The following is a 26781-nucleotide window of genomic DNA, read 5'->3' as shown; positions in this document are numbered from 1 at the left end:
CAGAAGTTGAAGGAGGATATGGAAAAATGAGAAAGAAGTGCAGCGCTTTATTATTGGTTTTTGCCTTGCTATTGAGTTGCCTGCCTGAGATGTCTGCATTTGCCGCCAGTGCGACCATTGCAAAAAATGTAGGGAATTCCAACCCGCTGATTGACCATCATCTAGGGGCAGACCCCTTTGCATTAACCTATAACGGAAGAGTCTATATTTATATGTCTAGTGATGACTATGAATATAATAGCGATGGATCGATTAAAGATAATTCATTTGCTAATTTGAAGAGCGTATTCGTCATATCTTCAGCAGATATGGTGAACTGGACTGATCACGGAGCTATTCCGGTAGCAGGTGCTAATGGAGCCAATGGCGGTCAAGGCATTGCAAAATGGGCTGGTGCTTCTTGGGCTCCGGCTGCGGCAATGAAAAAAATAAATGGCCAGGATAAATTTTTCCTTTATTTTGCAAATAGTGCCGGAGGTATCGGCGTTCTCACAGCAGACAGCCCGATTGGGCCATGGAGCGATCCATTGGGAAAAGCACTGGTTACAACCAATACACCTGGAATGTCCGGCGTTGTTTGGCTTTTTGACCCGGCCGTATTCGTAGATGACGACGGCACAGGGTACTTGTATGCCGGTGGAGGCATCCCTGGCGGTTCAAATCCAACGCAGGAGCAAAGGGCAAATCCAAAGACAGCCAGAGTATTGAAATTAGGCGCTGATATGACCAGCATTGTTGGCAGTGCATCCACGATTGATGCGCCGTTCATGTTTGAGGACTCAGGCATGCACAAGTATAACGGAGTATATTATTACTCCTATTGCATTAATTTCAGCGGTACGCACCCCGCCGATAAGCCTAGTGGTGAAATCGGCTATATGACCAGCACGAGTCCGATGGGGCCTTTTACGTATGCAGGACATTTTCTGAAAAATCCGGGCTTCTTTTTTGGTGCCGGAGGAAACAATCACCATTCTGTATTTAATCTTAACAACCAGTGGTATGTGGTATACCATGCTCAAACAGTCAGCTTAGCCCTATACGGATCAGGCAAAGGCTATCGTTCTCCTCATATCAATAGGCTGGTGCATAATTCGAATGGATCTATTCAAGAGGTTGCAGCCAATTATGCAGGCGTGTCTCAGCTTGCCAATCTCAATCCCTATAACCGAGTAGAGGCCGAAACGATTGGCTGGAATGGACGCATTTTAACGCAGAAATCTTCAGCAGCAGGCGGACCGGTAAATAACCAAAACGTAACAAGTATTAATAATGGAGACTGGATTGCTGTAGGAAACGCTGACTTCGGTGCGAGTGGAGCCACTACCTTTAAAGCAAATGTAGCATCCACCGTGGGCGGGAATATTGAAGTGCGTCTTGACAGTGCAACCGGTCCGCTTGTAGGAACGCTTAATGTGCCTTCCACAGGTGGAGCGCAAAACTGGAACGTAATAGAAACAGCTATAAGCGGTGCAACCGGTGTTCACAACGTTTTCTTTGTATTTACCGGAAACGGTACAGGCAATTTGTTTAATTTTGATTACTGGCAGTTTACACAAAATGCTGTTAGTACCGGTACCACTTATGAAGCGGAGACGGGTACAACCTTGACCACCTCCGTAGTAGAAACCATTAATTCGGGCTACAACGGCAGCGGCTATGTCAACTTTAATGCTGCAACCGATGCAGCCATTCAGTGGAGCAGCATCTACGCCGCTGTAACAGGAACTAAAAATGTAAAGTTCCGGTATGCGCTGGAGTCAGGGACGAGAAATTTGGATATTTATGTTAATGGAACGAAAGTAATTAGCAATGCTGCTTTTACAGCGACTGGCAGCTGGACAACCTGGGGCGAGAAAACGATTCAGGTACCCATGAATAGCGGGAACAATATTTTAAAAGTCGTAACTACTGGGACAGAGGGACCGAATATTGATAGTGTAAATGTTTCGGCTCAGTAATAATAATTGCAAAGGCTTCGTCTCCTTTACATGGGGGCGAAGCTTTTTTGTTATGAATTCTAATCAGAACGATAGATATCCAACCGCTGTTGCGTAGGAGTGATCTGTAATTACCTTTATGATAGACATATCGAGGAGGGATGCAGATTGTACGCTAAGCTTTATAAGTATCGATGGCAATATTTATTGATTTTACCGGGTGTGGTTCTGCTGCTGCTTTTCAACTATATTCCTATGGCAGGCGTACAGGTGGCTTTTAGGGATTTTCAAATCGGAACATCCATATGGGATAGTGCGTGGGTTGGCTTTGATAATTTCTCCTTTATCCAAGACCCTCAATTTTTGACCGTAGTCAAAAATACACTCTATATATCCGTGCTGAAATTTTTGTTCGGCTTCCCGGCGCCTATCCTATTGGCACTGCTGATTAACGAAGTGACGCGGCCGGTGTTTAAGCGATTCGTGCAATCGGTCAGCTACTTGCCCCATTTTTTCTCATGGATTGTAGTCGCTTACATTCTTCAATCCTTTTTGACAATAGACAGCGGTCTGGTCAATCAGTTTATCAACAAAGTGGGCGGGGACTCCATCTTTTTCTTGGGTTCGACGGAATGGTTTCGTCCCATGGTGGTGCTAAGCGGCTTGTGGAAAGAAACAGGCTGGAACACGATTCTTTATTTGGCGGCCATTACGACGATCGATCCGCAGCTCTATGAATCCGCCAAGGTAGAGGGTGCTGGCAAGCTTGCTCAAATTCGCCACATTACCATTCCGGGCATGCTGCCGACGATAGCGATCGTGCTGATCTTGAGCATTCCGAGCTTGATAACCGTAGGCATGGATCAAATTTATCCACTGATGAATTCGGCTAACCAGGAAGTTGCGGACGTGCTGGATACGTATATTTTACGCAGCGGCTTGCAGCAGGGCTACTTTGGCATGGCTACCGCGGTGGGATTGCTCTCCTCTATTATCAGCCTGATTTTAGTCGTTGGGACTAATCAGTTTTCACGAAAAATAAACGGCGAAGGATTGTGGTGATGGCGTATGAAGATGAGCAAAGGTGAAAATATTGCCCAATACGTCATCATAGTGCTGCTCGGTCTGCTGTGCGTATCTGTGCTTTATCCGTTTTTGTATATGCTGGCCATTTCTTTGAATGACGGTGCGGATGCCGCCAAGGGCGGGGTGTACTTGTGGCCGCGGAATTTCACACTGATTAATTATGAGATCGTTCTTGGCAATGAGATTATTCGCAATTCTTATCTGATAACAATTGGCAGAACCGTCATTGGAACGGTTGGCGGACTGCTCGTTACGCTGCTTGTGGCGTTCGGCTTGTCCTACCGTGGACTTCCTTTTAGAAGCACCATTCTCGGCTATATTCTGATTACGATGCTGTTTAGCGGCGGCTTGGTTCCGTACTACATTCAGCTGAACAATCTGGGACTAATTAATTCGTTCTGGGTGTATGTCCTTCCGGGTCTCTTCTCCGTCTGGAATATGTTCGTCATGCTGAAGTTTATTCAGGGCATACCGGAGGCACTGGTAGAATCTGCTGAACTGGACGGTGCTGGGCCACTGCGGATTTTAATGCAGATGATTATTCCGTTGTCCAAGCCGATGCTGGCTGCGCTGGGCTTGTTCACGGCGGTTGGCCACTGGAATGATTGGTTCGCTGGCGCCTTCTTCGTTACGAAGCAGGAGTTGATACCCGTCCAAACGTTTTTGCAGCAGCTGCTGGCTGCTTCGGATTTGTCCGCTGTACTCGGCTCGAACAACAATCAGGAGGCGCTGGCAAGGGGCTCGCAGCTTCAGAATATTACGCTGATGTCGATTAAAATGGCCGTTGTAATGGTCAGTGCGATACCTATTCTTTGCGTGTATCCTTTTTTACAGAAATACTTTGTCAAAGGAGTTCTGGTTGGCTCGGTCAAAGGTTGATTCTTCGGGTATTAGAGCAACATTTATATACCGATTTGCAGTACAATCTTGTATAGGGGGAGTATGACAGTGAAATCTAAAAAGCTTTTCTTAACGGCATTAACCGCTGCCGTATCGCTGACATTAATGGCGGGTTGCTCTAATTCCGCAACCAATCAGGCAGGCAATGCTAATCAGGCAAGCAATTCCGGTACGGCTAGCGTTTCAACCTCGTTCAATCTTTGGCTTGGATGGGCAGCAACAACAAACAATGATAGCTTGGTCCAGAAGTATTGGCGCGAGAAAGAGCCAGGTGTCGATGTTAAGCTGGAAACGACGCAGGGCGATGCAATGACAGCGCTTAATTTAAGAATCAACACAGGCGGCTTTGAAGACGCAGCTATTTTTGCTCGAAATGAAACGGTTAAGAGCGCCATGAACCGTTCTAAGCAGCTGATGTCCGTGGAGCAGTATTTCGATATGCCGGACAAGTATCCGGGACTGGCTGCGATTCCAAAGCAGTATCTTGAACTGATGAAGGATGCGGATGGACATATTTGGTCGATTCCGACCTGGTTTGATCAAAATCCTGAAGATCCATGGCCGGGCTGGGCATCGCAAGGCTGGTCCGTCAGAACGGATGTGCTTGAAAGCGTTGGCATGACTATAGCTGACTTAGCGACAATTGAAGGAGTAGAGGCTTTTCTGAAAAAAGCGGCTGAGCAAAAGGATGCATCAGGCAAATCGCTGCTTCCCCTTTCGTTTCTAATGGATACGAATGATACACTTAGCTGGAGTGATGAAAACGCTATTCTCACCGCCTTTGGCGTTACGACGGGCGGCAGGGGAATTGAGAAAAAAGGCGATGATTTTGTATTCACTTACGATAATCCGAACTTTAAGTCTGCTTATGCGTGGATGAATAAGATGTACGTTTCCAAGCTGATTGATCCAGAGGTCGTTACGAATAAAAAAGAGCAATATAATGAAAAAAACAAATCGGGACGCGTTGCCCTGAATGTAGGCAGCTTCTGGAATATTCCATCCTCCGTATGGGAGACGCTTGACGGCCCTACGGAGCCGGGCTGGTTTTATGAAGCCGTTCCTTTCCCGAAAGTTCAAGGCGTAGAGAAAGTCGGCATCAACCAGGTCATTAATCCGAGTCCGGGCTATGATGTGTATATCAGCTCCAATACCAAAAATTTGGAAGCCATTCTAAAGTTTTTTGACTACACGCTGCAGCCGAAGCCTGAACAACAGCATGTAATCAATGAAGGACCGGTTGGACTGTACTGGAATTGGGTGGACCAGCCGCTTGGGAAATGGAAGTTCACGGATGAAGCCTATAAAACAAGCCGGAATTCGGGTGATGCTGCCCAGAAAGCGAAGGTTACACCGGAGCTGTATATGACTGCATCCTACAGCAACGACTGGTACCCATGGTGGAATACAGCGGATGACAGTAAAGCGGGGGCAGCCAAATCGATCAAATTCACAGAGGCCATTGGCAAAATGGGAAGTATCCGGGTTGCCGAGCCGTATGATTTGATTGAAATGAAGGCTGGCGGTCTATGGGAGAAATATTCTCCGGAAATTGAGAATATTCGCAAGGAATATAGAGCCAAGCTGTTGATGGCCAAGGATAGCGGCCAATTTGAGACAGAATGGACGAAGTTCCAAGAAGCTCTGGAGAAGCGCGGACACTGGAGCGAGGTCAAGCAGGAATGGCTTGCATCTTATAATGAGCAAGTAAAATGAACAAGTAAAAGCGAGCAAATAAAATGAAGAATTGGCGGAGCATCCCTTCCTATTGGAAGGGGGCTCCCTTTGCGGTTCATGGAGGAGTGGCAGATGAGGCTGAGACAACGATTAGAGCAATGGATCATTCGCATGACGCGTTCCATGAGTATGAGAAAGAAAATTGTCTTGTTCTATGGTCTCATTGTATTTCTTCCAACTGTCCTGCTGGCCATTGGGGCAGGCTATATGACGACGCATATTGTCCGTGGCAACTATATGCTCACTATTAAAGAAGCGGTTCGCCAGAGCGCGCAAAGCATTGAATTCCGCAAGCAAAGCTATGATCTGCTTGCTACGCGAACAGCAACTGATGGAGAGCTGGTTTCCAGATTATCGAGAGACTATCAGGACATTTCCGAACAGTATGCGACCGTTCAATATGTGGATCGGGCTTTCTTATTTACGAGCAAATATTTGCCCGGAATTGAAAATTTCAGAATTTACCACACGAACGGCACCCTTGTTCAGGACGGAGGGCTTCTGTGGAAGCCTGAGGAGCGAATCCTTTCGGGCCAGATCGAACAGGATTGGTATGAAGGGCGGCTTAGCTCGCCAGATCTCTTAAATTGGACGAATGCTCTGGATGATAAAACGAGACTGGTCGTTTCACACAAAATTTTGAGTACGTACGGGGACATCTATGGGATCGTCTATCTGCGGCTTAATTATAATGAAGTGTTCGCTGAATCGTTTGATCATCCGTTTGACGGTGCGGGAGAAATGTACATCGTAGACAGCGATGAGCAGATCATCGCCTCATCAGAATCCAATGAAATCGGCAGACACTTGTCCGAATCCTCCTTAAGCGAGTATTGGGGCAGTCCGGAAGGAACGGCAGTAACCGCAGATGGCATGGTGTTAATTCGGCAGAAAATCAATTCAGGCTGGACGGTCGCCGCACTTGTACATCTTGACCGGCTGGAGGAGCAGTCCAAACGCATTTTCTACTATATAGTCAGCGGGATCGCATTTTTTCTAATTTTATCTACGTTCCTTATTATGGTTGTGCTCAAAAACGTCATCTGGCGCATACGCAAGCTAGGCACCCGCATGATGGATATTTCCGAGGGCTATTTCGAAGCGACGGTTAGAAACCGGGATAACGATGAGCTGGGAGAGCTTGAGGTTTTATTTAATTCGATGTCTGGGCGCCTTAGAAAGCTGGTGGAAGAGCACACAGAGGCCACCTTAAAAGAACGCGAGCAGTCCTTCAAAGCGCTGCAGGCCCAGATTAATCCGCATTTTATTTATAATTCTTTAAGCCTGATCCGCTGGCGCGCCATGGATGTGAAGGATGAGATCCAAATTCGCACAATTGATGCCCTGACTACCTTTTATCGGCTTGCACTCAATAACCGTGTGAATGTGACCCGAATTCGTGATGAGCTTGAGCATCTAAAGGCTTATGTTGAAATCCAGCAGCTGCGTTATCCCGATCAAGTGCTCGTAGAATGGCAGGTGGAGGCGGATGTTCTTGATTTGTATACGATTAAGCTCATTTTGCAGCCCATTGTGGAAAATTGCTATTTGCATGGCGGGATTACAACAAGAAAGGGCGCCTTTATACAGATCATGATTAGCAAAACCGAGGATGCCATTGCGTTTCAGATTTTTGATAATGGGAAGGGCATCGAGCGCGAGAAGCTGGAGCTAATAAGGACGGGCAGCTATATGGGAACCAAAAACGGATTCGGAATGAACAATATACGCGATCGGCTGGCGTTATATTTCGGCCAAGAGGGACGCTTTGAAATCGACAGCATGGAAAATGAGTGGACGGCTGTGACCATTCATATTCCGATTTACAAGGAAGCTCCTGAGATAAAAAAGGGGGATGGAGCATGATGCAAGCACTGATCGTTGATGACGAGCCAATGCAGATTCAGGGACTTGTCCGTCATATTGCCTGGGAAGCTCTAGGGTACAAGCAGCCCTTGACCGCCCAATCGGGTGAGGAGGCCATGGCCATACTGGCAGCAGCTCATGTAGATGTATTAATTACAGATGTGTCGATGCCAGGAATGACGGGGATTGAGCTGCTGGCCAAGTGCAAGTCGGATTTTCCAAAGCTGCAGGCGATGCAAACGGTGATGATAAGCGGTTATGACGAATTTGAGTTTGTTCAGGAAGCGATCCATCTGGGGGCGAAGGCCTATGTACTGAAGCCGATCAAGACGGATGAGCTGGAAGCGAAGCTTGCCGCATTTCGGGAATCGCTGGAAAAGAAGAACCATATGGAACAGGAAACGAGCAAGCTGAGAGAGAAAATGACAGAGAGCTATGAGGTGCTGCAGGAGCATTACGTCAAGGATCTGATAGAAGGGTCGATTCATAGTGACGAGCTGCTTGAATCCTGGTGCCGCCTGCTTGATTTGCCGTCAAAGAATGGGCAAGCCACGTTGTTCCTGTTCGGTTATGATCGCCTGTTTCTGTCTAATCCGCACGATGCCAAGGAGCGGATTATGCTCAGCGAAGGACTCATCAAATGTGTCAAAATGGGCCTGTCTGAGTTTGCGGGCACGTATATCGGAAAAACAGGAGCGGACGAGGTGGCGGTCATTCTATTGAACGCCTCGCCTATTGACCGTGCGAGGCTAGAGAAGCAGCTCTCTTTTATCCAGGATGTTCTAAAGGAGCAGTATACGGCTTCCGTTACCGTCGGAATCAGCAGGGAATGCCAGGCTTGGTCGGAGATTCCGTTGTTATATAAGGAAATAAAGCATATGATGGCGAGCGCTAGAATGGCCGGCTATGGGCAAATATTGTATTTCGACCATGTTGAAATGAAAGAATACCATGATTTTCGATTGTACGAGGAATATTTCCCTGAAATTTTAAAGCTGCTCGATACGGGGGAGAGCGAAAATGCCGTCGTCTATTTCAACCATGCATTCGAGATGCTGCTGGCACAGAAGCCCGTATCCTTCTCCTATGTACAGGCATTTGGCATGGGATTAATCAGTGAACTAATCCGCAAATTGAAGCGGACGAAGGAAACGGATGCCGAAATGAACATTCTCATGTGGCAGAGGATGATTGATTGTACAGATGTGGAGGAAATAAGAACGGTCGTCATGGCCTTTCTCGCTCAGTATATCCAGCTCAAGCAGAAGGAGCAGACCGTTCAGCAGCACAACCTTATCCAAAGAGTAGCGCGCTACCTTGAGGAGCATTTGGAGGCGAACGTAACGGTGAAGCAGCTTGCTGAGCAGTTTCATCTGAACTCCAGCTATTTGAGCGTGCTGTTCAAGAAGGAAATGGGCCGAACGATATCTGATTTTGTCCAGGAAACGCGTATGAACAAAGCCAAGGAGCTGCTCCGGGACCCGAACATCAAGGTGTATGAAGTGTCGGAGCAGGTTGGCTTTCAAACGGCGGCCTATTTTACGTTTTTATTCAAGAAGCTGACCGGAACAACCCCGCAGGAATTTAGGGATTATTATTATGAGGAGTGATATTGTGCTGACCAAAATGAACCTAGAGGGCGAATGGAAGCTGCAGCTAGATCAGGGCAAGAGCGGCTTGTCGCTGCCATTTACAGATTCCATTACGCTGCCCGGAACGACATCCTATGCCCGGAAAGGGCCGCAGAATGAAACGAAATTAGTAGGGGCTTTGACCGATGAATATTCGTTCGAAGGATATGCCTGGTATTCAAGAGAGGTAGACATTCCTAATGCGCTGACTGGGAAAAACTGTTTTCTCTATTTGGAAAGAACGAGAATGACGACGGTATGGGTGGGCGACCGCGAGGTTGGCTCGCGTGACAGCATGAACACGCCGCATCTTTATGAATTGACGGGACTGCTTCAGAGTGGCCCGCAGACGATTACCGTTCGTGTCGACAATACGGACTATCCAACGAAGGGAGGCCATATGACCTCTCCTGATACACAGACCAATTGGAACGGGATTACAGGCCGCATTGAGCTTCAATTTTATAGCGAATCGTACCTGACCGATATCCAGCTCTATCCGAACTTGTCTGCACGCTCGGTGAAAATAGAAGCGAATCTGCAAGGAGAGCTCAAGGGCAGCCTAGTTGTATCAGCAGCAAGCTGGAACTCTGACACCTTCCATACGGTGGCGGAGGAGGAATACAGCCTCACCTCGCGTGAAATTTCGATTGAATATTCACTTGGGCAGGATGCGCTGCTGTGGAGCGAAGCCAATCCCCATTTGTATACGGTGAGCATTGGGGTGAAGGATGAGACGGGCGAAATCTTTGATCAGCAGCAGCTGAGCTTCGGCCTGCGGGAATTTAAGACAGACAGAGATAAATTTACGATTAACGGAAACAAAACCTATCTGCGCGGCAAGCATGATGGCTTGATTTTTCCTCTGACGGGCTACGCTCCGACCGATGTCGAGGAATGGCTTCGCATTCTCGGCATTTCCAAATCCTATGGTATTAACCATTATCGCTTTCATACCTGCTGTCCGCCGGAAGCCGCGTTTACCGCAGCGGACATGCTTGGCATATACATGGAACCGGAGCTGCCCTTCTGGGGGACGATTACTGAAGCAGCGGATGAGCGCCACAATCAGGCGGAGCAGGACTATTTGATCAGCGAGGGGTATGCCATTCTGAAGGCATTCGGCAATCATCCATCCTTCGTCATGATGTCGCTGGGCAATGAGCTATGGGGCAGTAGAGACAAAATCGATTCGATTTTGAAAGCCTACAAAGCGTTCGACAACAGGCATCTATATACACAAGGCTCTAATAATCATCAATTTTCGCCTGCGGTTCTTGAGCATGACGATTTCTTCTGCGGGGTGCGTTTCTCGAAGGAGCGGCTGTTCAGAGGCTCTTATGCAATGTGTGATGCGCCGCTGGGCCATGTTCAGACCGATCTACCGGGTACGTTAAAGGATTATGACGATCAAATCGTGCCGCCGGATTTTCATCGCAGTGAGGGCACGCCGAGTGAGGCTGGAGGCGTCATTCAAATCCAGTACGGAACGGAAGCAAGGGCCATACAGCTCGGAGACGCCTCGGAGGAATGGATTCCCCATATTCCAGTTGTGTCCCATGAGATAGGACAATATGCGACGTATCCGAATTATAGGGAGATAGAGAAATATACAGGCCCGCTCAAGGCTGATAATTTCATCCTATTTCAGGAGCGTCTGAAGGCGAAAGGGCTGGATCACTTGGCCGCCCAATATTTTGAGAGCTCGGGGCAGCTGGCAGTGGCCTGTTACAAGGAAGAGTTGGAGGCTGCTTTTCGCTCCAGAAAGCTTGCAGGCTTTCAACTGCTTGACCTTCAGGATTTCAGTGGACAAGGGACGGCGCTAGTTGGCATCCTTGATGCCTTTATGGATTCCAAGGGGCTGATTACACCTGAAGAATGGCGTACCTTCTGCAGTGACGCCGTACTTATGGCGAGGTTTGCAAAATACAACTATACGTCGTTTGAACGCTTCGAGGCTCATGTGGAATTATGCTCGTATAGAAATCAGCTGCCTGGATTGATCAACCTTTCGTGGGAGCTAACGGATGGCCATGTGACACTGGCAGCCGGTACGGCTGAGGCAGCGCTGACGGAGCAGCAGAATTATATTGATATTTGTGATCTGGTCATCGAATTGCCTGCTGTGGACGCCATGACCAAAGCCGCGCTCTCCCTGAGGATTTTGGATACAGATATCCGAAAGTCATACGATCTCTGGATTTATCCGCAGCAGGTTGAAGCGGACCTGTCCAAAGTCCATCGTTTTGAGTCGCTAACGGCCGAGGCTCTCGCTTTATTGGAGCAAGGGGAGAAGGTATGGCTGATGCCGAATCCGGAACGTATTAGCCATGGAATTGAAGGCTTCTACAGCACGGATTTCTGGTGTTATCCGATGTTCCGGTCCATCTCGGAGAGCATGAACCGTCCGGTTCCTGTCGGCACGATGGGGCTGCTCGTAGACAACCATCATCCTGTCTTCCGGGACTTTCCTTGCGAGCCGCATTCTACTTATCCTTGGTGGAGCATTGTCTCTCATTCCAAGTCGATTATTATGGACGGTACAAGCAGAGAATGGAGCTCTATTGTACAGACCATCGACAACTTTGAGCGCAACCACAAATTAGGTTTCCTGTTCGAATGCCGCGTAGGAAAAGGGAAGCTGCTTATTTGTTCGATCAATGCGGATAAGGTTCAAGAAACACCAGAAGGAAAACAGTTTTTGTCCAGTGTGATTAAGTATATGGAATCAGATCAGTTCAAGCCGCAGTATGAAGCCAGCGTTTCAGAGCTGCTGGAGCTTATTCAATAAAAGAGGTAAAGGAAACAATAAATAACCGCTTGCGATCTTAAGAATCGCAAGCGGTTATTTTTCTTACCCGCGAAGACCATCGCATAGGATGGATACGACGCGGTCCGGAAAAGTGCCGCTGTCCCCGGCTGCCTGCAGGATGCCGCTAAGCAGCATTTTAATATCCTCAAGGCGAGCATCCGCCCGAACGGAGCCATTTTGCTTTGCACGGGTGAGCAGATTGTCGATCCCTTGCCAAAAATCCCTCGCAACCTCCGAACGTCCAGCTTCTATATTCAGACTGCTGACAAGGGCATCGGTAATCGCCTTGTTGGCCATTCCCTCGCGTATAATAGTCCTAAAATAATGAAAGAACGCTACGCCCGGATCATCGTGTTCAAGCAATTGCTTGGCTTCATCCATAAGCCGCGTCTTGTGGCTGACAATGACGGCCCCAAACAAATCCTCCTTGGTCGGAAAATGCCGATAGACGGTTCCCACGCCCACACCGGCATGCCTTGCGATTTCATCCATCGAGACGGAGATGCCTTCGGTCGTAAAAACCTTATGAGCGACCTCAAGCAGCTTATCCCGATTCTTTTTGGCATCTGCACGCAAGGCCTTCTCGGGTGTCACGGCGGCGAAGGGCACGGTAGTGTCAACGTCTCCAGCTGAAATTTTCTTTTTAGTCATCTTGGGATAACACCTCTTTATAAATATTACATCACTGGCGATTCATTGACAAACGGAGAATGTTCTCCGTATAATTATATAAACGGAATGAGTCCTCCGCTTATTCCGGAGAGGCGATTTTCGATTGGTTCAAGTGGAAGCTAAATGAAGAGGAGATTAAAAACATATGCAAAATTCACCAAGCAAAAGCGCGCTGTTGGTCATGGATATGCAAAGCAGCGTCGTATCGAGGTTCGCAGCTAACGAGGATGTACTGCTTCCGTATCAAAAGGCTATTGAAGCTGCACGCAGTCACGCTATTTCTGTTATTTACGTACGTGTGGCCTTTCGTGAAGGATATCCGGAGATTAGTGCTAGAAACAAAATGTTTGGGGGCATTGCCAGTCGATCCGGCGCTGTGGCGGCTCCAGAAGCGATGATGCAGATTCATGAAGCTGTGCAGCCTCGACAAGGCGAGCCGATTGTGACGAAGGTTCGAGTGAGCGCGTTCGCCGGAAGTGACCTTGAGGTCATTCTTCGTTCACGTCAGATCGATACGCTTATTCTTAGCGGTATCGCCACAAGCGGGGTCGTTCTATCGACTTTGCGGGAAGCAGCAGATAAGGATTTTGCCCTTACGGTACTTTCCGACGCCTGTATTGATGCCGACCCAGAGGTTCATCGCGTGTTAACCGAGAAGGTGTTCCCTCAACAGGCCGAGGTGGTGACTGTCGACGCGTGGGTGGCTTCTTTATCGAGTTAACGGCTAGGCGTAATCGAATGAATTACTTTGGGGCTTTTCCGTCAACAGGAAAAGCCCCTTCCGCCGGTTTCCTAGAAGAGGGGGCTTGGCTTGTTTGATCGGATCATGATGGTTTCGTTCAACAGGTCGATCTACTATTATAGATCCCTGTTCCCGAAGTTTTATGAACGCATCAAGGGGTCTTTTCTCATATTATATTTACTGGTTGGATTACAATTGTTCTAATCTGTAATTGGACGGATTAATGAGTAAAGCAAGCGCTGCACATCATACTCGTTCCCGAGAGCGATTTTAGCGAGATTCTCTGGCTTTAAAGTTCCGTTACCGTGTACAGGCTTTTGATACATTTCGTAGATATGCTTATCGAAATTTTCAAGAACCTTGTGTATGATAAGATGGAAGTGTACTTCATCGATTTCAGTAAGGGGCTTGGTAGGATCAAACAACCCGGCATTGATATCTGTAATTAAATTCTCTAGGTAGGATTGTGCTTGGAGCATACGTTCTTTCGTGATCAAGACAAACCTCTGTGCTATGGACTGATCGGAAAAGAAACGCTCTAAAATGCGGCTGGTGGTATCAATCCATCCGCTATAATCAGCCGATTTTGTCTGCGGTAAACATTTAATTTGCACTTGAAGTGCAGTTATAATTGTCGATTTATCTTCGTTAATTGTAGTCAGGATAATATCCCTCCGTTAGTTAAAGAATACCCCAGCGCAAAAAGAATAGGAATAACGGTTCTAAAATGTAGACTTCATCGTCCTTATATTCAAACACTTGATACATCGGCTCACTGCTCTGCATAATTGATTGCATCTGATCAAGGGCTGTTTTGATTTTCACTCGATCAGGCTTATCAGAAATATCACCAAGTAACACATCGATTCTTCGTTTGATGCTGTCGGTAGAAAGGCTCACAGTTGGCGGATCATTAGCAATCGCTTTAAGAAGCAATTCATAGATATCGGCTTCCTCATTTTTTATAGTCAGATAGGTTTTTCTTTTTTGTCCTCTGGGATTAGGGCCTCTTTTCAGCTTCCTAGCAACCTCTTGATAAGCAAGAAGGTTTAATGAAGTCATTCTGTATGCCTGGTCTAGGAGATCTTGATCAGGAATTACCGGGTTATCTATATTGTCGATATCGAGTATCATGCTAAGGTTATAACAGATGGATTGCATTAGTTGAGGGGAAGATAAACTCTCTTGTGCGATGCTATCGGCGATCTTAAGATCAATTTGCATATTTAGTTTGTTGAAACCTGCGACAGCAATTTCCCGCAGTTCATCTGTATTCCATGGCTCGATATTAATCAGGTTCAGTCTCCCACTTAAATCAACATTTTTTCGAATGGCATCGTCAGACCGATGAGGTAAGGATATGATGACGGTTCGAAGCCTTTTACGAATCGCATCTTTGAGCTGATAGGCAATTTCAAACTGCTTGCTTGGTGAAGCGTAATGGAAATCATCTAATAGCAAGACTAAATTATTAGCTATAAAATATTGAATGACTTTATCTTTGTTGGAGCGGAAAGATTCAGTTATGGAAGTTGTAATTCCTTCTTTTGTTCCGGCGAGACCTTGGCCTTCAATCGTGCGTATTTCTGTATGGTCACGTTCGAGCGGAATACCGACTTTATTCGCAATCGTTTCCCAGAAATCCTTGGTATCCTTGAAGTCGCTTCCTATAAAGTCGACCATCTTTTAGTATAACCCTAAATGGGATGGGATAACATAAATATACGACCTTTTAAGAGGAATGCTGATAGAAACCCCTTAAATTATTTGTTGATTAGTATATATATCTAAATCCTTGGATGAACCTCATTAAACCGTCGCGGAGAAAGGAATTTCGCCTTTGAGATGTTACCTCGAACCCTATCACAATTAAGGGCAAGGTTTGATATAATGGCAGGGGAGGGTGAAGAACATGCATACGATAGAGAGCTTAATGAAGCAGTTAGAGCAGCTAGGCATTGACGGCCAAGGGACGCTGCTCGTCCATTCTTCGATGAAAAGTATCGGGTCTGTTGACGGTGGCGCAGATACGGTCTTAGATGCGTTAACAGATCATATGAAGGATGGGCTGTTGGTGTTGCCCACCCATACATGGTCCTACATCAATGCGGAAAATCCGAAATTTTACGTTGATCGTTCCCCTTCCTGCGTCGGAATACTGCCCGAGCTTTTTCGCAATCGGCCTGGTGTGGTGCGTTCGCTGCACCCCACCCATTCGGTGGCAGCATTAGGCCCGGATGCTATAGAGCTCACAAACGACGATCATCGTTTCGATACGCCCTGCGCTAGAGGCTCCGCTTGGGGGAAGCTGCTCGACCGCAGGGCGACTATATTGTTAGTTGGGGTCGATTTAAGGCGCAATACCTTTATTCATGGAGTCGAAGAATGGGTAGACATACCGGGCAGGTTAACGGATGACCATGAGCTGCTTTACACGGTTTTAGCCGATGGAACAGAAATTTCTGTGCCTTCCCGTAGACATTGCGGGCTGTCGTGGTCGCAGCATTTTTGGAAAGTAGATGATATACTGGAAAGTGAAGGCGCTATGCATAAGGGGCGGCTTGGCGATGCGGTTGTAAGGGTTTGTGATGCGGCTGCGGTAGCGAGAGTAATAACTGGCATGCTCAAAGACAATCCCGATTTGTTTTCGGATAATAATCCCTTGGATCATCACTAATAGAATGTATGAAGGGGCTGTCCGGCAACGGATGGCTCTAGGGTGCGAACCGCGTAAAATCTTCTAAATTTATCCTCAAAACAACCTCTTCTCTCTCATAGCTTAAGTCATAAACGTCCCATTCATGGGCAAATTCAAAGAATGTATGAAGAAATCGTTCAGAGGATGGTTGGACTGCCATTGTGTGGGCTAGCTGACTGTCTTTACTGTGTGATAAGATGTGGTTAATTTAACCAAGCTAATGATTTGGAGAAGCATCTTTTAAAGGTTCATTTAAGCGTCATGGATTATACTAATTCTATAATATTGTAGTCGTCGTATCAAAAAAGGAGAAGATTTGTGAGCCCATTAGTATGGTATGATCTCTTTTTATTCCTCCTATTGTTTGCTTTATATGTTTATGTTTTTGCTACCGTGAGGATTACGAACTTACATAAGGTGTACTTTTTATTTCATTTTTTAATGATGCTTTGGCCATTGTGCCAGATTGCCATAGATCTGACCACTGATCCGCTGCTGCAGTTGTTCTATGTGATTTTGTCCTTTGTCGCACTCTCTTTGCTCGGAAGCGGCTGGCTGCTGCTTACTGTCTTTCTTACCGGAAATGCTGATAAATTAGGAAAAAAAAGCTTGTTTCTGCTGTTTGCTCCAGCGGTTATCGCAGCAGTTGGCGTGGTCATTAACCCGAATAATCTTTTTGTGACTCCGCTGGAGGGCGGTTACGTTCATCGAGCATATGGCCCATGGTTTTGGATAGTCATCACTATTCTAGTGAGCTACTTCTTTGCTTCTCTCTTTGTATTGTTTGGGGCATTGAAGGCTTCCAAAACGTCACCCATGATTAGAAAACAAGTGAAAGTAACGTTGTGGGGAATATTCGTACTTGCTATATTTGCAGGTATTGATGCCATTCTTAATGTGGTCCTAAGGGAGTGGCTGCCAATCATTCCGGGCTTTACTTCGATGGGTATTTTTCTTTCGGATTTATTTTTCGTATATGTCATTAAAAAATATAATGTGTTTGATCTTGTCTCCATCGCTCATGAGGATGTGATCAACACGCTTCCATATGGCATACTTGTGCTGGATGATAATGAAACCATTATTGAAGCCAACAGATCTTTACGAAATTATATGGATTTAAATGTAGGTGATTATTTTGATATGGAGTCGTTGCTGGCGTCTGTTCGTGTTGAGGGCAACAGCAAAAGGTTTCTCGAACGTTATAAGCGAAAAGAAAATACCCTGTCTCAAATCGAAATTATCGATGAGCGAGACATCGTGCGTCATTTTATCGTACAAGCTTCTCCGATTGTCGATTCTTACCGAATGCAGATCGGTCATATCATTACGTTTCAGGATGTCTCGCAGGAGCGTTTTTTTGTGAAAGAAATGAATCGGCAAAATGAGGTTCTTCAGGAACGAAACCATGCACTTGATCGCATTCGCAATGAGCTGTCCACAGCTAATCAAAAGCTTGAAGAATTAGTCCTTACGGACAGTTTAACAGACTGCTACAATCGACGTTATTTGACACAGCAGCTGATGCATGAGGTTATAACCAATATTCAATATAAAATTCCGTTTTCACTTATCCTTTTTGATATTGATTTCTTTAAATCAATTAATGATCGCTATGGACATGTAATTGGGGATGAAGTCCTTTATCGTACGGCTCAAGCCGTCAAACAATCCATTCGTGGGACCGACATTCTAACTCGCTATGGCGGGGAAGAATTCATGATCTACCTGCCGCATACAGAACGCCAGTTAGCCAAACAATTAGCGGAACGAGTGAGAGTAGCGGTCGAGTCGAACGACATTTTAGTAGATCATGAAATCGGAGAGGTTTCCATTACGGTGAGCGTAGGGTTTTTATCCATTGAAGACTTTAATCTTCAGCATGTACCGGACAATCCAGAAGGGTATTTAATTCAACTTTTTGCCGCCGTCGATAAAGCCCTTTATCAGGCCAAGCAAAATGGACGAAATCGAATCGAATTTGCCGATGTTCAGAGTGTTTCTTAAATGAATGGAATCAACAACAGATAGATGAGGCCGCTGCTTAAGCAGACGGTCTTTTTTTATTTTGCTTAAGTAACGGGTATCAAGCTATGAGGGGACTATAAATGTTAGAACTAATGAAGAACAGAGAAAAGGAATATAATTTTAGATAAGGCGGATGAGATTGGAGCAGGTTGATGAGTGACAAAAAAATGATCGCACTATTAATTGGAGCTGTGGCGGTGTTGTGGTTTATTACAAGCTTGTTTTTCACTAAAACGACCTCAACGAATGATATTTATTTAATCCCTGTAGGCTTTGAGGGTGATATTAGGGTGACTTATAACGTTCAAGGTGCACCAGCACTTGAGAAAGAGGGGAAATATGATCTCATTCCAATTCGAGTCGATGGGACATACGATACCTCAAAGCCTGAAATGGAATACGGGCTGGTGACAGACCAATATTTCTATGTCAGCCCTGATGGACGACGAACTCCGATAGATGAACGTTGCGTCCATGTCAGAGGAAATGGTGCTTCCGAGATTGGTTCAAGCATCACAAGACATAACGATTTTACCATTACCCGCACCAATTGCAGTGAAGATTTTAGGACATGGGGAAAGTGAAGAAAGGTGTTATTAGTAGTAGTGAAAATATTGAGGGGTATCCTAAACGATAAATGTCTTATAAAATAATATCATTCTTATGAGAGCGAGCTGAAAACTGATGATGTGGTCACCACTATTTGAAAATGATGTACCTGTAGTTATTCTCCCTTAGCGGTAGAAAAACTACATCTCCGTTAAGGACAGGAATGGTCTAGAAAAACGGAGGGTACAACATGAAAAACACTTTATTAGGTTGTTTATATTTATCAATCGCTGCAAGTATTTGGGGCGGGATGTTTGTTGTAGTAAAGCATGTGGTAGACGTTGTGCCGCCACTTGAATTAGTATGGATTCGTTATGTCATTGCGATTTTTGCATTATTAATAATTGGTGTTGTCACCAAACAATCCTGGCGAATTGAAAAACGAGATTTGCTGTTGATCTTCATGATTGGTCTTATTGGAAACACCATTTCAATCCTGACCCAAGAAGTGGGCACGATGTTCTCTACTGCACAAATGGGCGCTATTATTACTTCGACGACACCCGCATTTATGGTGTTATTTGCGCGCATCATCTTAAAAGAAAAAATTACGTTTAAAAAAGCCACTTCTATTCTTTTAGCAACAATTGGAGTTGGTGTTATTGTTGGAACTGCCGATATCGATCCATCTCTTCAACGGGGTGGCGTTTCCCTGCTTATTGCCGCCCTTACTTGGGCGCTTATGTCTGTTTTAATTAAACGGGTACCTAGGCAGTATTCACAAATTGTTGTAACGTTCTATACAACCCTAGTAGCCATCTCGCTACTTACCCCTTTTACAATTAGCCGATTACCTGAGCTTGATGTTCAAGCCATCATGCAGCCATCGATTTGGGGCGGCCTTTTGTACTTAGGAGTCATTTCGACAGCATGTGCCTTTTTGCTGTGGAATCGTGGATTGCAAATGCTTAATGCTGCAAGTGGCGGATTATTTTTCTTTTTTCAGCCTGTCGTCGGAACTTTTCTTGGATGGTTATTACTAGGTGAACAAATCGGCTGGTCTTTTTGGATAGGTACGTTATTCATTTTTACTGGTGTGTTATTAGTCATCCGAGAAGAATAATCACGAAAGCTGATCGGCGTTTTAATCAATGATTAGCAAGGTCGGTCAAATTATGCACCTCTTTTGCGGAAGTGGGAAGGGTAGGAGAATAAACAGCCAAACAGGAGCAACAAGGATGTGTCTGCAAGCCGGAGTTGGGGGACAGCTCCTCCTTGCTTCGCGTTTGTTCAAGCCCCATTTTATCTGACGATTTAAGGGCAAGGGACCGCAGTTTGCGAGGGTAGTCTGAGATCTCAACGCTCGTGATGCGCACTGCTTTTTTTCTGAGGACAGAGGTTCCGCTATTCTGGTTTTTAACCTGATTTCACGTCTTTCGCGGACAGGAAATCCGTTATCGGCCTCCTCATCCCTTCAAATTGGCCATTTGCAGAGCAATAGCGTCTCCTGAGACCGCGGCCTGTGCTAGTACCCTTGATTTTGTTGGAATAGCTGCTGCTGTGTCCGCCAAGTCTGGCTTTGTACAGGGAGTATCCCGGCAATCGCTGGAAACAAACGAACAGCATCAAGCTGCTGATTGCCGACTATCTAAATGTAAAACGAGTCTGTCCCGGAGGTCATTTCTGACCTGTCGAGACAGACTCGTTTCATTTGCTTGCCCTGCCTATCCTAGTAGCCACAATAGCTTAACGTCCAGAAAGAGCGGTAACAAATGCGCTGAGTGGAGTAGCTGGACGGCCAAGCAGCATTTCCAGATCATTGCTCTCTACATCGAGGGAGCCTTCGCGGATTGGAGCTTGTAAATCAACAATCATCGCAACGACAAAATCAGGAAGCCCTGCTTGCGTCAAAGCTTGGCCGAATGCAGCATCATCTACATCGACAACGTTGATTTCTTTGCCCAATGCTTCGCCAGTGATGGCTGCAAGCTCAGCTTGCGTACGCGGCTTGCCCGACAGCTCGTAGACCGTATTGTCATGGCCTTCGCCAGCTAGAACAGCCGCCGCCGCTTCGGCATAATCGCTCCGTAATGCATAGCCTGCACGCGCAGTGCCAGTGGCATTCAGCCAAGGTGCTCCGTGGATGGCGCCCTGTACGCTGCCAGCTTCGTTCTCAGCATACCAGTTGTTACGCAGCAGAGAATATGGAATTCCCGTTGCAAGAATCGCTTCTTCCGCAGCGCGGTGGACTTCAGCGAGCGAGAGCGTGCTTTTATCTGCTTTGGCAACACTTGTGTAAGCAATGAAGCCTACGCCTGCTTTTTTGGCGGCATCGATAGCGGCTTGATGCTGGCGAATACGTGTAGCATTATCTGCATCAGCGGAAACGATCAACAAACGGTCTACACCAGCAAATGCTGTATCGAGGGTTTCGGGCTGATCAAAGTCACCGTGGCGTACGTCAACGCCTTGTGCTTGCAAATGCGCAGCTTTTTCTGGCGTACGCACACTTACCGCAAGCTGTTCAGCAGGCAGCTTTTTTAATAGAGTATCGATGACGAGGGAGCCAAATTGTCCAGTTGCGCCAGTTACTAAAATTTTCATGATTCATTCCTCCATTGGTTGGGTTTGTGTGAAATAAAACGGGATTCAATGATTGAAATCCCCTTATAGCCTAGCTTTAGTTACTTTTGAAACCTTCACTGTTATAACCTAAGTAGTTACAACGAGGGCGTAAAAAAGCCATTGCAAGAGCTTTTTTTAACAAACTTGTCCCAGCATCTTCGCAATGCTAACGCTGCTCAATCTCTGCTCCATAGCGGCTTGAGCTTCAGTCAGTTCTGCCATAAGCGAGGCTTCAATGGTTCTGCCTACAGGGCATCGCGGGCTAGGATTTGGATGAAAATGGAACAGGGGACCCTCATCAATGACTTCAACCGCATTGTACACTTCCAATAAGCTAATAGATGCGGGGTCTTTCAATAGAGTAGCACCACCAACACCGGGCCGGACATTAATCAAACCGGCTTTTTTCAGCTGGGCCATAATTCTTCGGATGACGACGGGATTCGTATTTACGCTGCCAGCAATCATATCCCCTGTGCAATCTCCCGGCATAACAGCAATCAACGTCAGAATATGGACTCCCATCGAGAAGCGGCTGCTGAATTGTTTCATTGTTATCACCACCGTTGTAACCATCATAGTTACTTCTTGACGGAATGTCAATCCTGTTCCTATTCTTTTTGTGTTTTGGTTACTTGTCTATAGACTTTGATTCGTATGATATACTAAAAATGTGTCATTTTGTAAAATTGGAGATCGATAAGGAGCGGTTGTTGATGATCCTAGCAAAAGGTCAAAAAATCGATGTTACAAAAGGTCGCGGGATTTCCGATATTGTAATTGGGCTTTCTTGGCAGACCGCAGATCCAGCAATCGATATAAATGCATCAGCTTTCCTCTTAAATCAAGCAGGTGTATGTGCCCAGGATGAAGATATGATCTTCTATAATCAACCTTTCAGCCGGCAGCATGCCGTTGCACACTCAGGTCCGACGAATGGAGATCGAGAGCTTATCAAAATTTCGGTAGGTAAGGTACCGAGTGATATACATAAAATCGCGGTAACACTCACCATTCATGATGGGGAATCGCATGGTCAAGCCTTTTCGCAAGTTCGTAGCGCCGTCGGGCGAATCTATAACCCAATCAACGGCGAGGAGATAGGTAGATTCAACCTCGGAGAAGGCCTTAGCAAAGAAACAGCTATCGTTGTTGGCGAATTTTATCTCCATAAAGGAGAGTGGAAGTTTAGTGCCGTCGGAAGCGGGTTTGAGGGAGGGCTCGCCGCTCTTGTTAGCAACTTTGGACTCAAAGTATACAGCGAATCACATGCGGAAGTGGCTGCTGCTGCTGCTGAACCAGCTGTTTCCCCTGCCAAGCCAAACCAACTGCTAAAAGTGGAGCTCAAGAAGAAAGAAAGCATTAACATTCAAAAGTCGGCCAAGGTTACGGCAATTCTCGAATGGCAAACCAAAAAAGACTTGGATTTGTATTGTTTTTATGTAACAAAGGACGGGCAGGTTGGCAAAATCTATTATCGCTACCTTGGATCACCTCATACTGCTCCGTACATTCAACTCGATGGGGATGCTATGGGACATGGGAAAGAAACGATTGTTATTCATCGACCGGAAGCGTTAAGCTACGTTCTATTTGCCGCCTATAGCGCATTGAGCAATGGCGCAGGCAGCTTTAAATCGATGAAGGTTCGTGCAAGCGTTGATAATCATCAGGGACAAACCGTAACAGCACCACTGCTCGAGAAAAACGATTACGCCTATTGGGTGGCAATCGCCCATATCGATTTCACAGATGCCAAGCAAATGAGAGTCAGTCACGTTGAAAAATACTCCAAAGATGGGGAAGAGCGTAGTCCGCTTCTTTATGCAAATGGAGATTTTAAAATGGATGTTGGCCCTGAAGAGTTCAAGGATGATTGGGACTGAGGTTCCGCTATTCTGACTTTTTATGCGGTTTCAGGCATTACGCGGACAGGAGATCCGTTATTGGCCTCGTCATCCCCTCAAAATAGCGATTATTAACGCAATAGCTGCTCCTGAGTCCGCGAACTAGGCTATAACCAGTGATTCGGTTGAAATAGGGTCTTCTGTGCCCACCAAGCCATCGATCGGGATCGATCGGGAATACGATTGAAGCGGGCTGCTTCTATCCGGATTTGGCGGGATTACGTTTCCATCCACGGCCTGCAATAGCCGGCACCAACTAAAAGCATTATCCCAAACAACTGCATTCAGACGAATGCGGTTTTTTTGTTGTATTCCCTCGCCCTGTCGGACGAACCAATGAAAGTGCTATTTTACCTAATCATCGTGTCATTACAATGATTTATGTCATTGATAAAATAATGAAAACGGATACAACAAAGCAAGGCATCATGCGCATTAAGCTAGGAGAGGGTGTTACGGATGAACGAAACAGGCGCCGGACGCTTGGGCAGCAGGCTATTTTTCATGGGACCTGCGCTGTTGATTTTTTTGGCAGTTATTATTGTGCCGATCAGTATGAGTATTTATTATAGCTTCTTCCAGTGGGACGGAGTTTCGGCAAAGGTGTTCAACGGAGGGGACAATTTCATTCGGCTGCTTCAAGATCCGGTTCTATGGACCTCGCTCAAAAACTCAGTGTTATTAACTTTGGGAGCGCTCTTCATTCAGCTGCCGGTCGGTTTGTTTTTTGCCATTGTGCTGGGCTACAAGCTGAGAGGATCAAATTTTTTGAAAACGATTTATTTCACACCGGTTATGCTGTCTACAGCCGTGCTTGGCATTTTGTGGGGGCAAATTTACGACCCGAATTTCGGGCTGCTGAATAGTCTGCTTATGCAGCTTGGACTCGACAGCTGGGCACATGCCTGGCTCGGGGAAGAAGCGACGGCGCTAGGGTCGGTTATCGCGGTTGTCGCTTGGCAGTTTATCGGCTTTTATATTATCGTCTATATCGGCGCGCTTCAGGGCATCTCGGAAGAGGTACTGGAGTCGGCACGGGTAGAGGGCGCTGGAGAGTGGAGAATTATTTTCAGCATTCAAATCCCGCTGATCTGGCCGACCATTACGTTCACGGTGCTGAACTGTGTGATCAATTCTTTGAAATATTTCGACCTGATCTATATTATGACGGGCGGCGGGCCGAATAATAGCAGCGAAGTGCTAGCAAGCTATATGATGAAAAATGCATTCCGCATGATGGACTTCGGCTATGGCAGCACCATCTCCACCTTCCTGCTGCTGTTCGGACTATGCCTCGCATTTATTATTTCCAAGCTTCTGAGCCGTACAGGCGCCAGATTCCAATAAGAGAAAGGAGAGATGAAGGTGAGCGCGACTCAAACGATGCAGCCGGCGGGGACGCGCGGCAAAGGCTTTTCCCGATTGCTGCTGTATGTGCTGCTTCTGGTCCATCTCGTATTTACAGGATATCCGTTCGTATGGATGGTCATTTCGTCATTTAAAACCAATAAGGAGTATTTCGCCAACCCTTGGGGACTGCCGGAATCGTGGCATTTTGATAATTTTGTGCAGGCCTGGAACCAAGGCATCAACGGCTATTTGTTCAACAGCCTGTACATTACCTTCTTCTCCGTAGTCGGGCTGCTGGTCGTATCGACGCTGATTGGCTTTTACTTATCGATTCGGCCGTTTAAGGGCTCGAAGCTGCTGCTGGGAGCATTTTTTCTTGGCATGCTGATTCCGATCCACAGCACCTTGATTCCACTGTTTACGATGGCGAACAAGCTGGGGATCTATGATTCGTTCTGGGCATTGTTTTTCCCTTATATCGCCTTTAATCTTCCGGTCGCTGTCTTTATCGCCCATGGCTTCTTTCAGGGCGTGCCGAAGGAGCTGGAGGAGGCGGCCATGATTGACGGCTGCTCGATTTATCAGACGTTTTTCAAAGTGTATTTTCCGATTGCGAAGCCTGTGCTGGCGACGATTACGATTCTTTCCTTTTTCAATATTATGAATGATTTCGTCTTTCCGCTAGTCATGGTATCCAAGGAATCGCTCAAAACGCTGCCGCTCGGCCTCATGATGTTCAAGGGCAACTTCAGTGCCGATTATTCGCTGATCAGCGCGGCATTGGTCATCACGACAGCTCCTATCATTATTTTATACATGTTTCTGCAAAAGTATATTCAAAAGGGGGTTGTAGCGGGCGCGGTTAAAGGCTAATAGGGACTTCTATTTATGAGCTGCGGCATTCGACACTATCCAAGGGGGAAACAAACATGAAAAAGGGTCTTATCTTATTGTTGGCATTAATGATGGTAGTAATGGCAGGCTGCTCCAGCGCCGGAAACAAGGCGGAAGGCGAAGCGACGGAGGCAGGAGCGGGCAATGTAACGAAGCTGACCATGTGGAGCATGGAAACGAGAAACAAGGATATTATTGAAAAATCAATCAAGCAATTCAATGACGAGCATCCGAATGTGGAGCTTACGGCCGAGTTTTTTGAAGACGAAGCTTTGAAAACCAAAATGAAAGTAGCAATTACAGGCAACCAGGTGCCGGATATTATTACGTATTGGAGCGGTGAAACCTTCGATACGCTCGTATCCAACAGCATGCTGGGCGATATTACCGAGCCGCTGAATAAGGATGAAGCGTTCAAAAACGATGTGCTTAACGGCGGATTGGAAACGTTCTCTTACGACGGCAAAAACTACGGCATTCCCGTTCTGTTCAGCGGAGTATCCCTATGGTACAACAAGCAAATTTTTGATGAAAATGGTCTGACTCCTCCGACAACCTATGGGGAGCTGCTAAATGTTGTGGATCAACTGAACGCTAAAAATATCGTTCCGATTACAGTCGCAGGCAAAGACCGCTGGCCGGTTCTGCACTGGTTCTCTTATCTGGCACAGCGCATCGGCGGCATGGAGCCGTTCGAGAAAGCGAAAAATGGCGAAGCCGATTTCACACAGGACAGCTTTGTAAAAGCGGGCGAAATGCTGCGTGAGCTTGCTGTCGATCACAAAGGCTTCATCAATGGTTTCCTTGGTCTTGATTATGCAGCGGCAGAATCGCTGTTTACGAACGGCAAAGCTGCCATGTATCTGCAAGGCGAATGGGCAATGAACTCCTTCCTCGATGGCGACTTTGCCGATAAAGTCGGCTTCGTGCCATTCCCGACCGTAGATGGCGGCCAAGGCGGCATAAACACTTACCAAGGCGGCTTCGGCGCAGGTATGGCAATTTCTTCCAAGACGAACCAAGAAGCGGCTTATGAAGCGATTCGTTTCCTTACTGACTCGCTGCAGCGGAAGGAAATTAATGAAGGCGCGAACATCAGCCCAATGAAAAACCCAGGACTGGAAGAGGCAAAAATGAATCCGCTGGCGTTTGCCTACGACAGCTCCATCAGCAGCAGCTTGGAAGGCTTCTTCAGCTACTATGACCAAGCGCTGGACGCGAAGCGTGCCGAGCAGTTCCTGAACTCGGTCGGCGCGATCGTCGGCCAAAATGCAAGCAGCGTTAAAGACGAGCTGGCGAAAATCAAGTAACAGCGGCCAGAGCATGTGAGACAGGAGGCGTTTG

21 protein-coding genes are annotated in these 26781 nt (G+C 46.5%); 16 read left to right on the top strand and 5 right to left on the bottom strand.

Going from position 1 to position 26781, the window contains the following annotated elements:
* Positions 1-26 precede the first annotated feature (26 nt).
* The 7 genes from AC50YG_RS23365 (at position 27) to AC50YG_RS23335 (ending at position 11951) form a co-directional block, all read left to right on the top strand.
* Positions 27-1961, top strand: coding sequence for a carbohydrate-binding protein (locus AC50YG_RS23365; RefSeq protein ID WP_494830097.1), 1935 nt, complete (start codon positions 27-29; stop codon positions 1959-1961).
* Between the two features lie 147 nt (positions 1962-2108).
* Positions 2109-3002 (top strand): ABC transporter permease, encoded by an 894-nt coding sequence (locus AC50YG_RS23360; RefSeq protein WP_494830092.1) that lies wholly within the window; start codon positions 2109-2111, stop codon positions 3000-3002.
* A gap of 6 nt (positions 3003-3008) precedes the next feature.
* The gene (locus AC50YG_RS23355; protein ID WP_494830087.1) at positions 3009-3905 is read left to right on the top strand and encodes a carbohydrate ABC transporter permease; all 897 of its coding nucleotides are present in this window, start codon (positions 3009-3011) and stop codon (positions 3903-3905) included.
* Between the two features lie 69 nt (positions 3906-3974).
* Positions 3975-5642 (top strand): type 2 periplasmic-binding domain-containing protein, encoded by a 1668-nt coding sequence (locus AC50YG_RS23350; protein ID WP_494830082.1) that lies wholly within the window; start codon positions 3975-3977, stop codon positions 5640-5642.
* Between the two features lie 93 nt (positions 5643-5735).
* Positions 5736-7529, top strand: a complete 1794-nt coding sequence (locus tag AC50YG_RS23345; RefSeq protein ID WP_473758760.1) for a cache domain-containing sensor histidine kinase — start codon at positions 5736-5738, stop codon at positions 7527-7529.
* Positions 7526-9139, top strand: a complete 1614-nt coding sequence (locus tag AC50YG_RS23340) for a response regulator (RefSeq protein WP_494830079.1) — start codon at positions 7526-7528, stop codon at positions 9137-9139. The genes AC50YG_RS23345 and AC50YG_RS23340 overlap by 4 nt, the downstream gene beginning before the upstream one ends.
* 4 nt (positions 9140-9143) lie before the next feature.
* Complete coding sequence (locus AC50YG_RS23335) at positions 9144-11951, top strand: DUF8487 domain-containing protein (RefSeq protein ID WP_494830077.1); 2808 nt, start codon at positions 9144-9146, stop codon at positions 11949-11951.
* A gap of 63 nt (positions 11952-12014) precedes the next feature.
* Here AC50YG_RS23335 and AC50YG_RS23330 read toward each other — a convergent pair whose 3' ends face one another.
* Complete coding sequence (locus AC50YG_RS23330; protein ID WP_494830075.1) at positions 12015-12623, bottom strand: TetR/AcrR family transcriptional regulator; 609 nt, start codon at positions 12621-12623, stop codon at positions 12015-12017.
* Between the two features lie 166 nt (positions 12624-12789).
* On the opposite strand from AC50YG_RS23330, the gene AC50YG_RS23325 reads away from it, so the two are divergent.
* Entirely contained in the window at positions 12790-13365 is a 576-nt protein-coding gene (locus AC50YG_RS23325; RefSeq protein WP_494830073.1) for a cysteine hydrolase family protein, read from the top strand.
* A gap of 221 nt (positions 13366-13586) precedes the next feature.
* Here AC50YG_RS23325 and AC50YG_RS23320 read toward each other — a convergent pair whose 3' ends face one another.
* Together AC50YG_RS23320 and AC50YG_RS23315 are read right to left on the bottom strand one after the other, a co-directional pair.
* Complete coding sequence (locus AC50YG_RS23320; protein WP_494830071.1) at positions 13587-13883, bottom strand: PD-(D/E)XK nuclease domain-containing protein; 297 nt, start codon at positions 13881-13883, stop codon at positions 13587-13589.
* 184 nt (positions 13884-14067) lie between these two features.
* The gene (locus AC50YG_RS23315) at positions 14068-15069 is read right to left on the bottom strand and encodes an ATP-binding protein (RefSeq protein WP_494830069.1); all 1002 of its coding nucleotides are present in this window, start codon (positions 15067-15069) and stop codon (positions 14068-14070) included.
* Between the two features lie 229 nt (positions 15070-15298).
* Here AC50YG_RS23315 and AC50YG_RS23310 point away from each other — a divergent pair, with 229 nt between their 5' ends.
* The 4 genes from AC50YG_RS23310 to AC50YG_RS23295 all read left to right on the top strand — a co-directional run bounded on the left by AC50YG_RS23310 (position 15299) and on the right by AC50YG_RS23295 (position 19784).
* Positions 15299-16063: an AAC(3) family N-acetyltransferase gene (locus AC50YG_RS23310; protein WP_494830067.1), complete on the top strand. Its 765-nt coding sequence runs from the start codon at positions 15299-15301 to the stop codon at positions 16061-16063.
* A 339-nt stretch (positions 16064-16402) separates the two neighbouring features.
* Positions 16403-18091: a histidine kinase N-terminal 7TM domain-containing diguanylate cyclase gene (locus tag AC50YG_RS23305; RefSeq protein ID WP_494830065.1), complete on the top strand. Its 1689-nt coding sequence runs from the start codon at positions 16403-16405 to the stop codon at positions 18089-18091.
* Between the two features lie 173 nt (positions 18092-18264).
* Positions 18265-18696, top strand: coding sequence for a DUF6843 domain-containing protein (locus AC50YG_RS23300; protein ID WP_473758751.1), 432 nt, complete (start codon positions 18265-18267; stop codon positions 18694-18696).
* Between the two features lie 215 nt (positions 18697-18911).
* Entirely contained in the window at positions 18912-19784 is an 873-nt protein-coding gene (locus tag AC50YG_RS23295; RefSeq protein ID WP_494830062.1) for a DMT family transporter, read from the top strand.
* Positions 19785-20407: 623 nt separating this feature from the next.
* Here the strand turns inward: AC50YG_RS23295 and AC50YG_RS23290 are convergent.
* Together AC50YG_RS23290 and AC50YG_RS23285 are read right to left on the bottom strand one after the other, a co-directional pair.
* Positions 20408-21265: an SDR family oxidoreductase gene (locus tag AC50YG_RS23290; RefSeq protein WP_494830060.1), complete on the bottom strand. Its 858-nt coding sequence runs from the start codon at positions 21263-21265 to the stop codon at positions 20408-20410.
* 156 nt (positions 21266-21421) lie between these two features.
* Positions 21422-21838: an Rrf2 family transcriptional regulator gene (locus AC50YG_RS23285; protein ID WP_494830058.1), complete on the bottom strand. Its 417-nt coding sequence runs from the start codon at positions 21836-21838 to the stop codon at positions 21422-21424.
* A gap of 158 nt (positions 21839-21996) precedes the next feature.
* On the opposite strand from AC50YG_RS23285, the gene AC50YG_RS23280 reads away from it, so the two are divergent.
* The 4 genes from AC50YG_RS23280 (at position 21997) to AC50YG_RS23265 (ending at position 26747) form a co-directional block, all read left to right on the top strand.
* Entirely contained in the window at positions 21997-23172 is a 1176-nt protein-coding gene (locus AC50YG_RS23280) for a TerD family protein (RefSeq protein WP_494830431.1), read from the top strand.
* Between the two features lie 480 nt (positions 23173-23652).
* Positions 23653-24540 carry a carbohydrate ABC transporter permease gene (locus tag AC50YG_RS23275; RefSeq protein WP_341279645.1) on the top strand — a complete coding sequence of 296 codons (888 nt, stop codon included), beginning with the start codon at positions 23653-23655 and terminating at the stop codon, positions 24538-24540.
* 18 nt (positions 24541-24558) lie between these two features.
* The gene (locus tag AC50YG_RS23270) at positions 24559-25416 is read left to right on the top strand and encodes a carbohydrate ABC transporter permease (RefSeq protein ID WP_341279644.1); all 858 of its coding nucleotides are present in this window, start codon (positions 24559-24561) and stop codon (positions 25414-25416) included.
* 56 nt (positions 25417-25472) lie between these two features.
* On the top strand, positions 25473-26747 hold the full coding sequence (locus AC50YG_RS23265; protein WP_494830055.1) for an ABC transporter substrate-binding protein: 1275 nt from the start codon (positions 25473-25475) through the stop codon (positions 26745-26747).
* The last annotated feature ends 34 nt before the right edge of the window (positions 26748-26781 follow it).

The sequence above is a fragment of the Paenibacillus sp. J31R34 genome, from assembly GCF_059383715.1.
The sequence above is the reverse complement of the archived record's forward strand: the minus strand, read 5'-3'. Positions and strand labels throughout refer to the sequence as shown.

Excerpts from the sequence above, each read along its gene's own strand:
- AC50YG_RS23345 (WP_473758760.1), top strand. The coding sequence starts at position 5,736 with ATGAGGCTGAGACAACGATTAGAGCAATGGATCATTCGCATGACGCGT.
- AC50YG_RS23330 (WP_494830075.1), bottom strand. The coding sequence starts at position 12,623 with ATGACTAAAAAGAAAATTTCAGCTGGAGACGTTGACACTACCGTGCCC.
- AC50YG_RS23295 (WP_494830062.1), top strand. The coding sequence starts at position 18,912 with ATGAAAAACACTTTATTAGGTTGTTTATATTTATCAATCGCTGCAAGT.
- AC50YG_RS23275 (WP_341279645.1), top strand. The coding sequence starts at position 23,653 with ATGAACGAAACAGGCGCCGGACGCTTGGGCAGCAGGCTATTTTTCATG.
- AC50YG_RS23325 (WP_494830073.1), top strand. The coding sequence starts at position 12,790 with ATGCAAAATTCACCAAGCAAAAGCGCGCTGTTGGTCATGGATATGCAA.
- AC50YG_RS23315 (WP_494830069.1), bottom strand. The coding sequence starts at position 15,069 with ATGGTCGACTTTATAGGAAGCGACTTCAAGGATACCAAGGATTTCTGG.
- AC50YG_RS23300 (WP_473758751.1), top strand. The coding sequence starts at position 18,265 with ATGAGTGACAAAAAAATGATCGCACTATTAATTGGAGCTGTGGCGGTG.
- AC50YG_RS23365 (WP_494830097.1), top strand. The coding sequence starts at position 27 with ATGAGAAAGAAGTGCAGCGCTTTATTATTGGTTTTTGCCTTGCTATTG.
- AC50YG_RS23285 (WP_494830058.1), bottom strand. The coding sequence starts at position 21,838 with ATGAAACAATTCAGCAGCCGCTTCTCGATGGGAGTCCATATTCTGACG.
- AC50YG_RS23310 (WP_494830067.1), top strand. The coding sequence starts at position 15,299 with ATGCATACGATAGAGAGCTTAATGAAGCAGTTAGAGCAGCTAGGCATT.
- AC50YG_RS23340 (WP_494830079.1), top strand. The coding sequence starts at position 7,526 with ATGATGCAAGCACTGATCGTTGATGACGAGCCAATGCAGATTCAGGGA.
- AC50YG_RS23355 (WP_494830087.1), top strand. The coding sequence starts at position 3,009 with ATGAAGATGAGCAAAGGTGAAAATATTGCCCAATACGTCATCATAGTG.
- AC50YG_RS23290 (WP_494830060.1), bottom strand. The coding sequence starts at position 21,265 with ATGAAAATTTTAGTAACTGGCGCAACTGGACAATTTGGCTCCCTCGTC.
- AC50YG_RS23265 (WP_494830055.1), top strand. The coding sequence starts at position 25,473 with ATGAAAAAGGGTCTTATCTTATTGTTGGCATTAATGATGGTAGTAATG.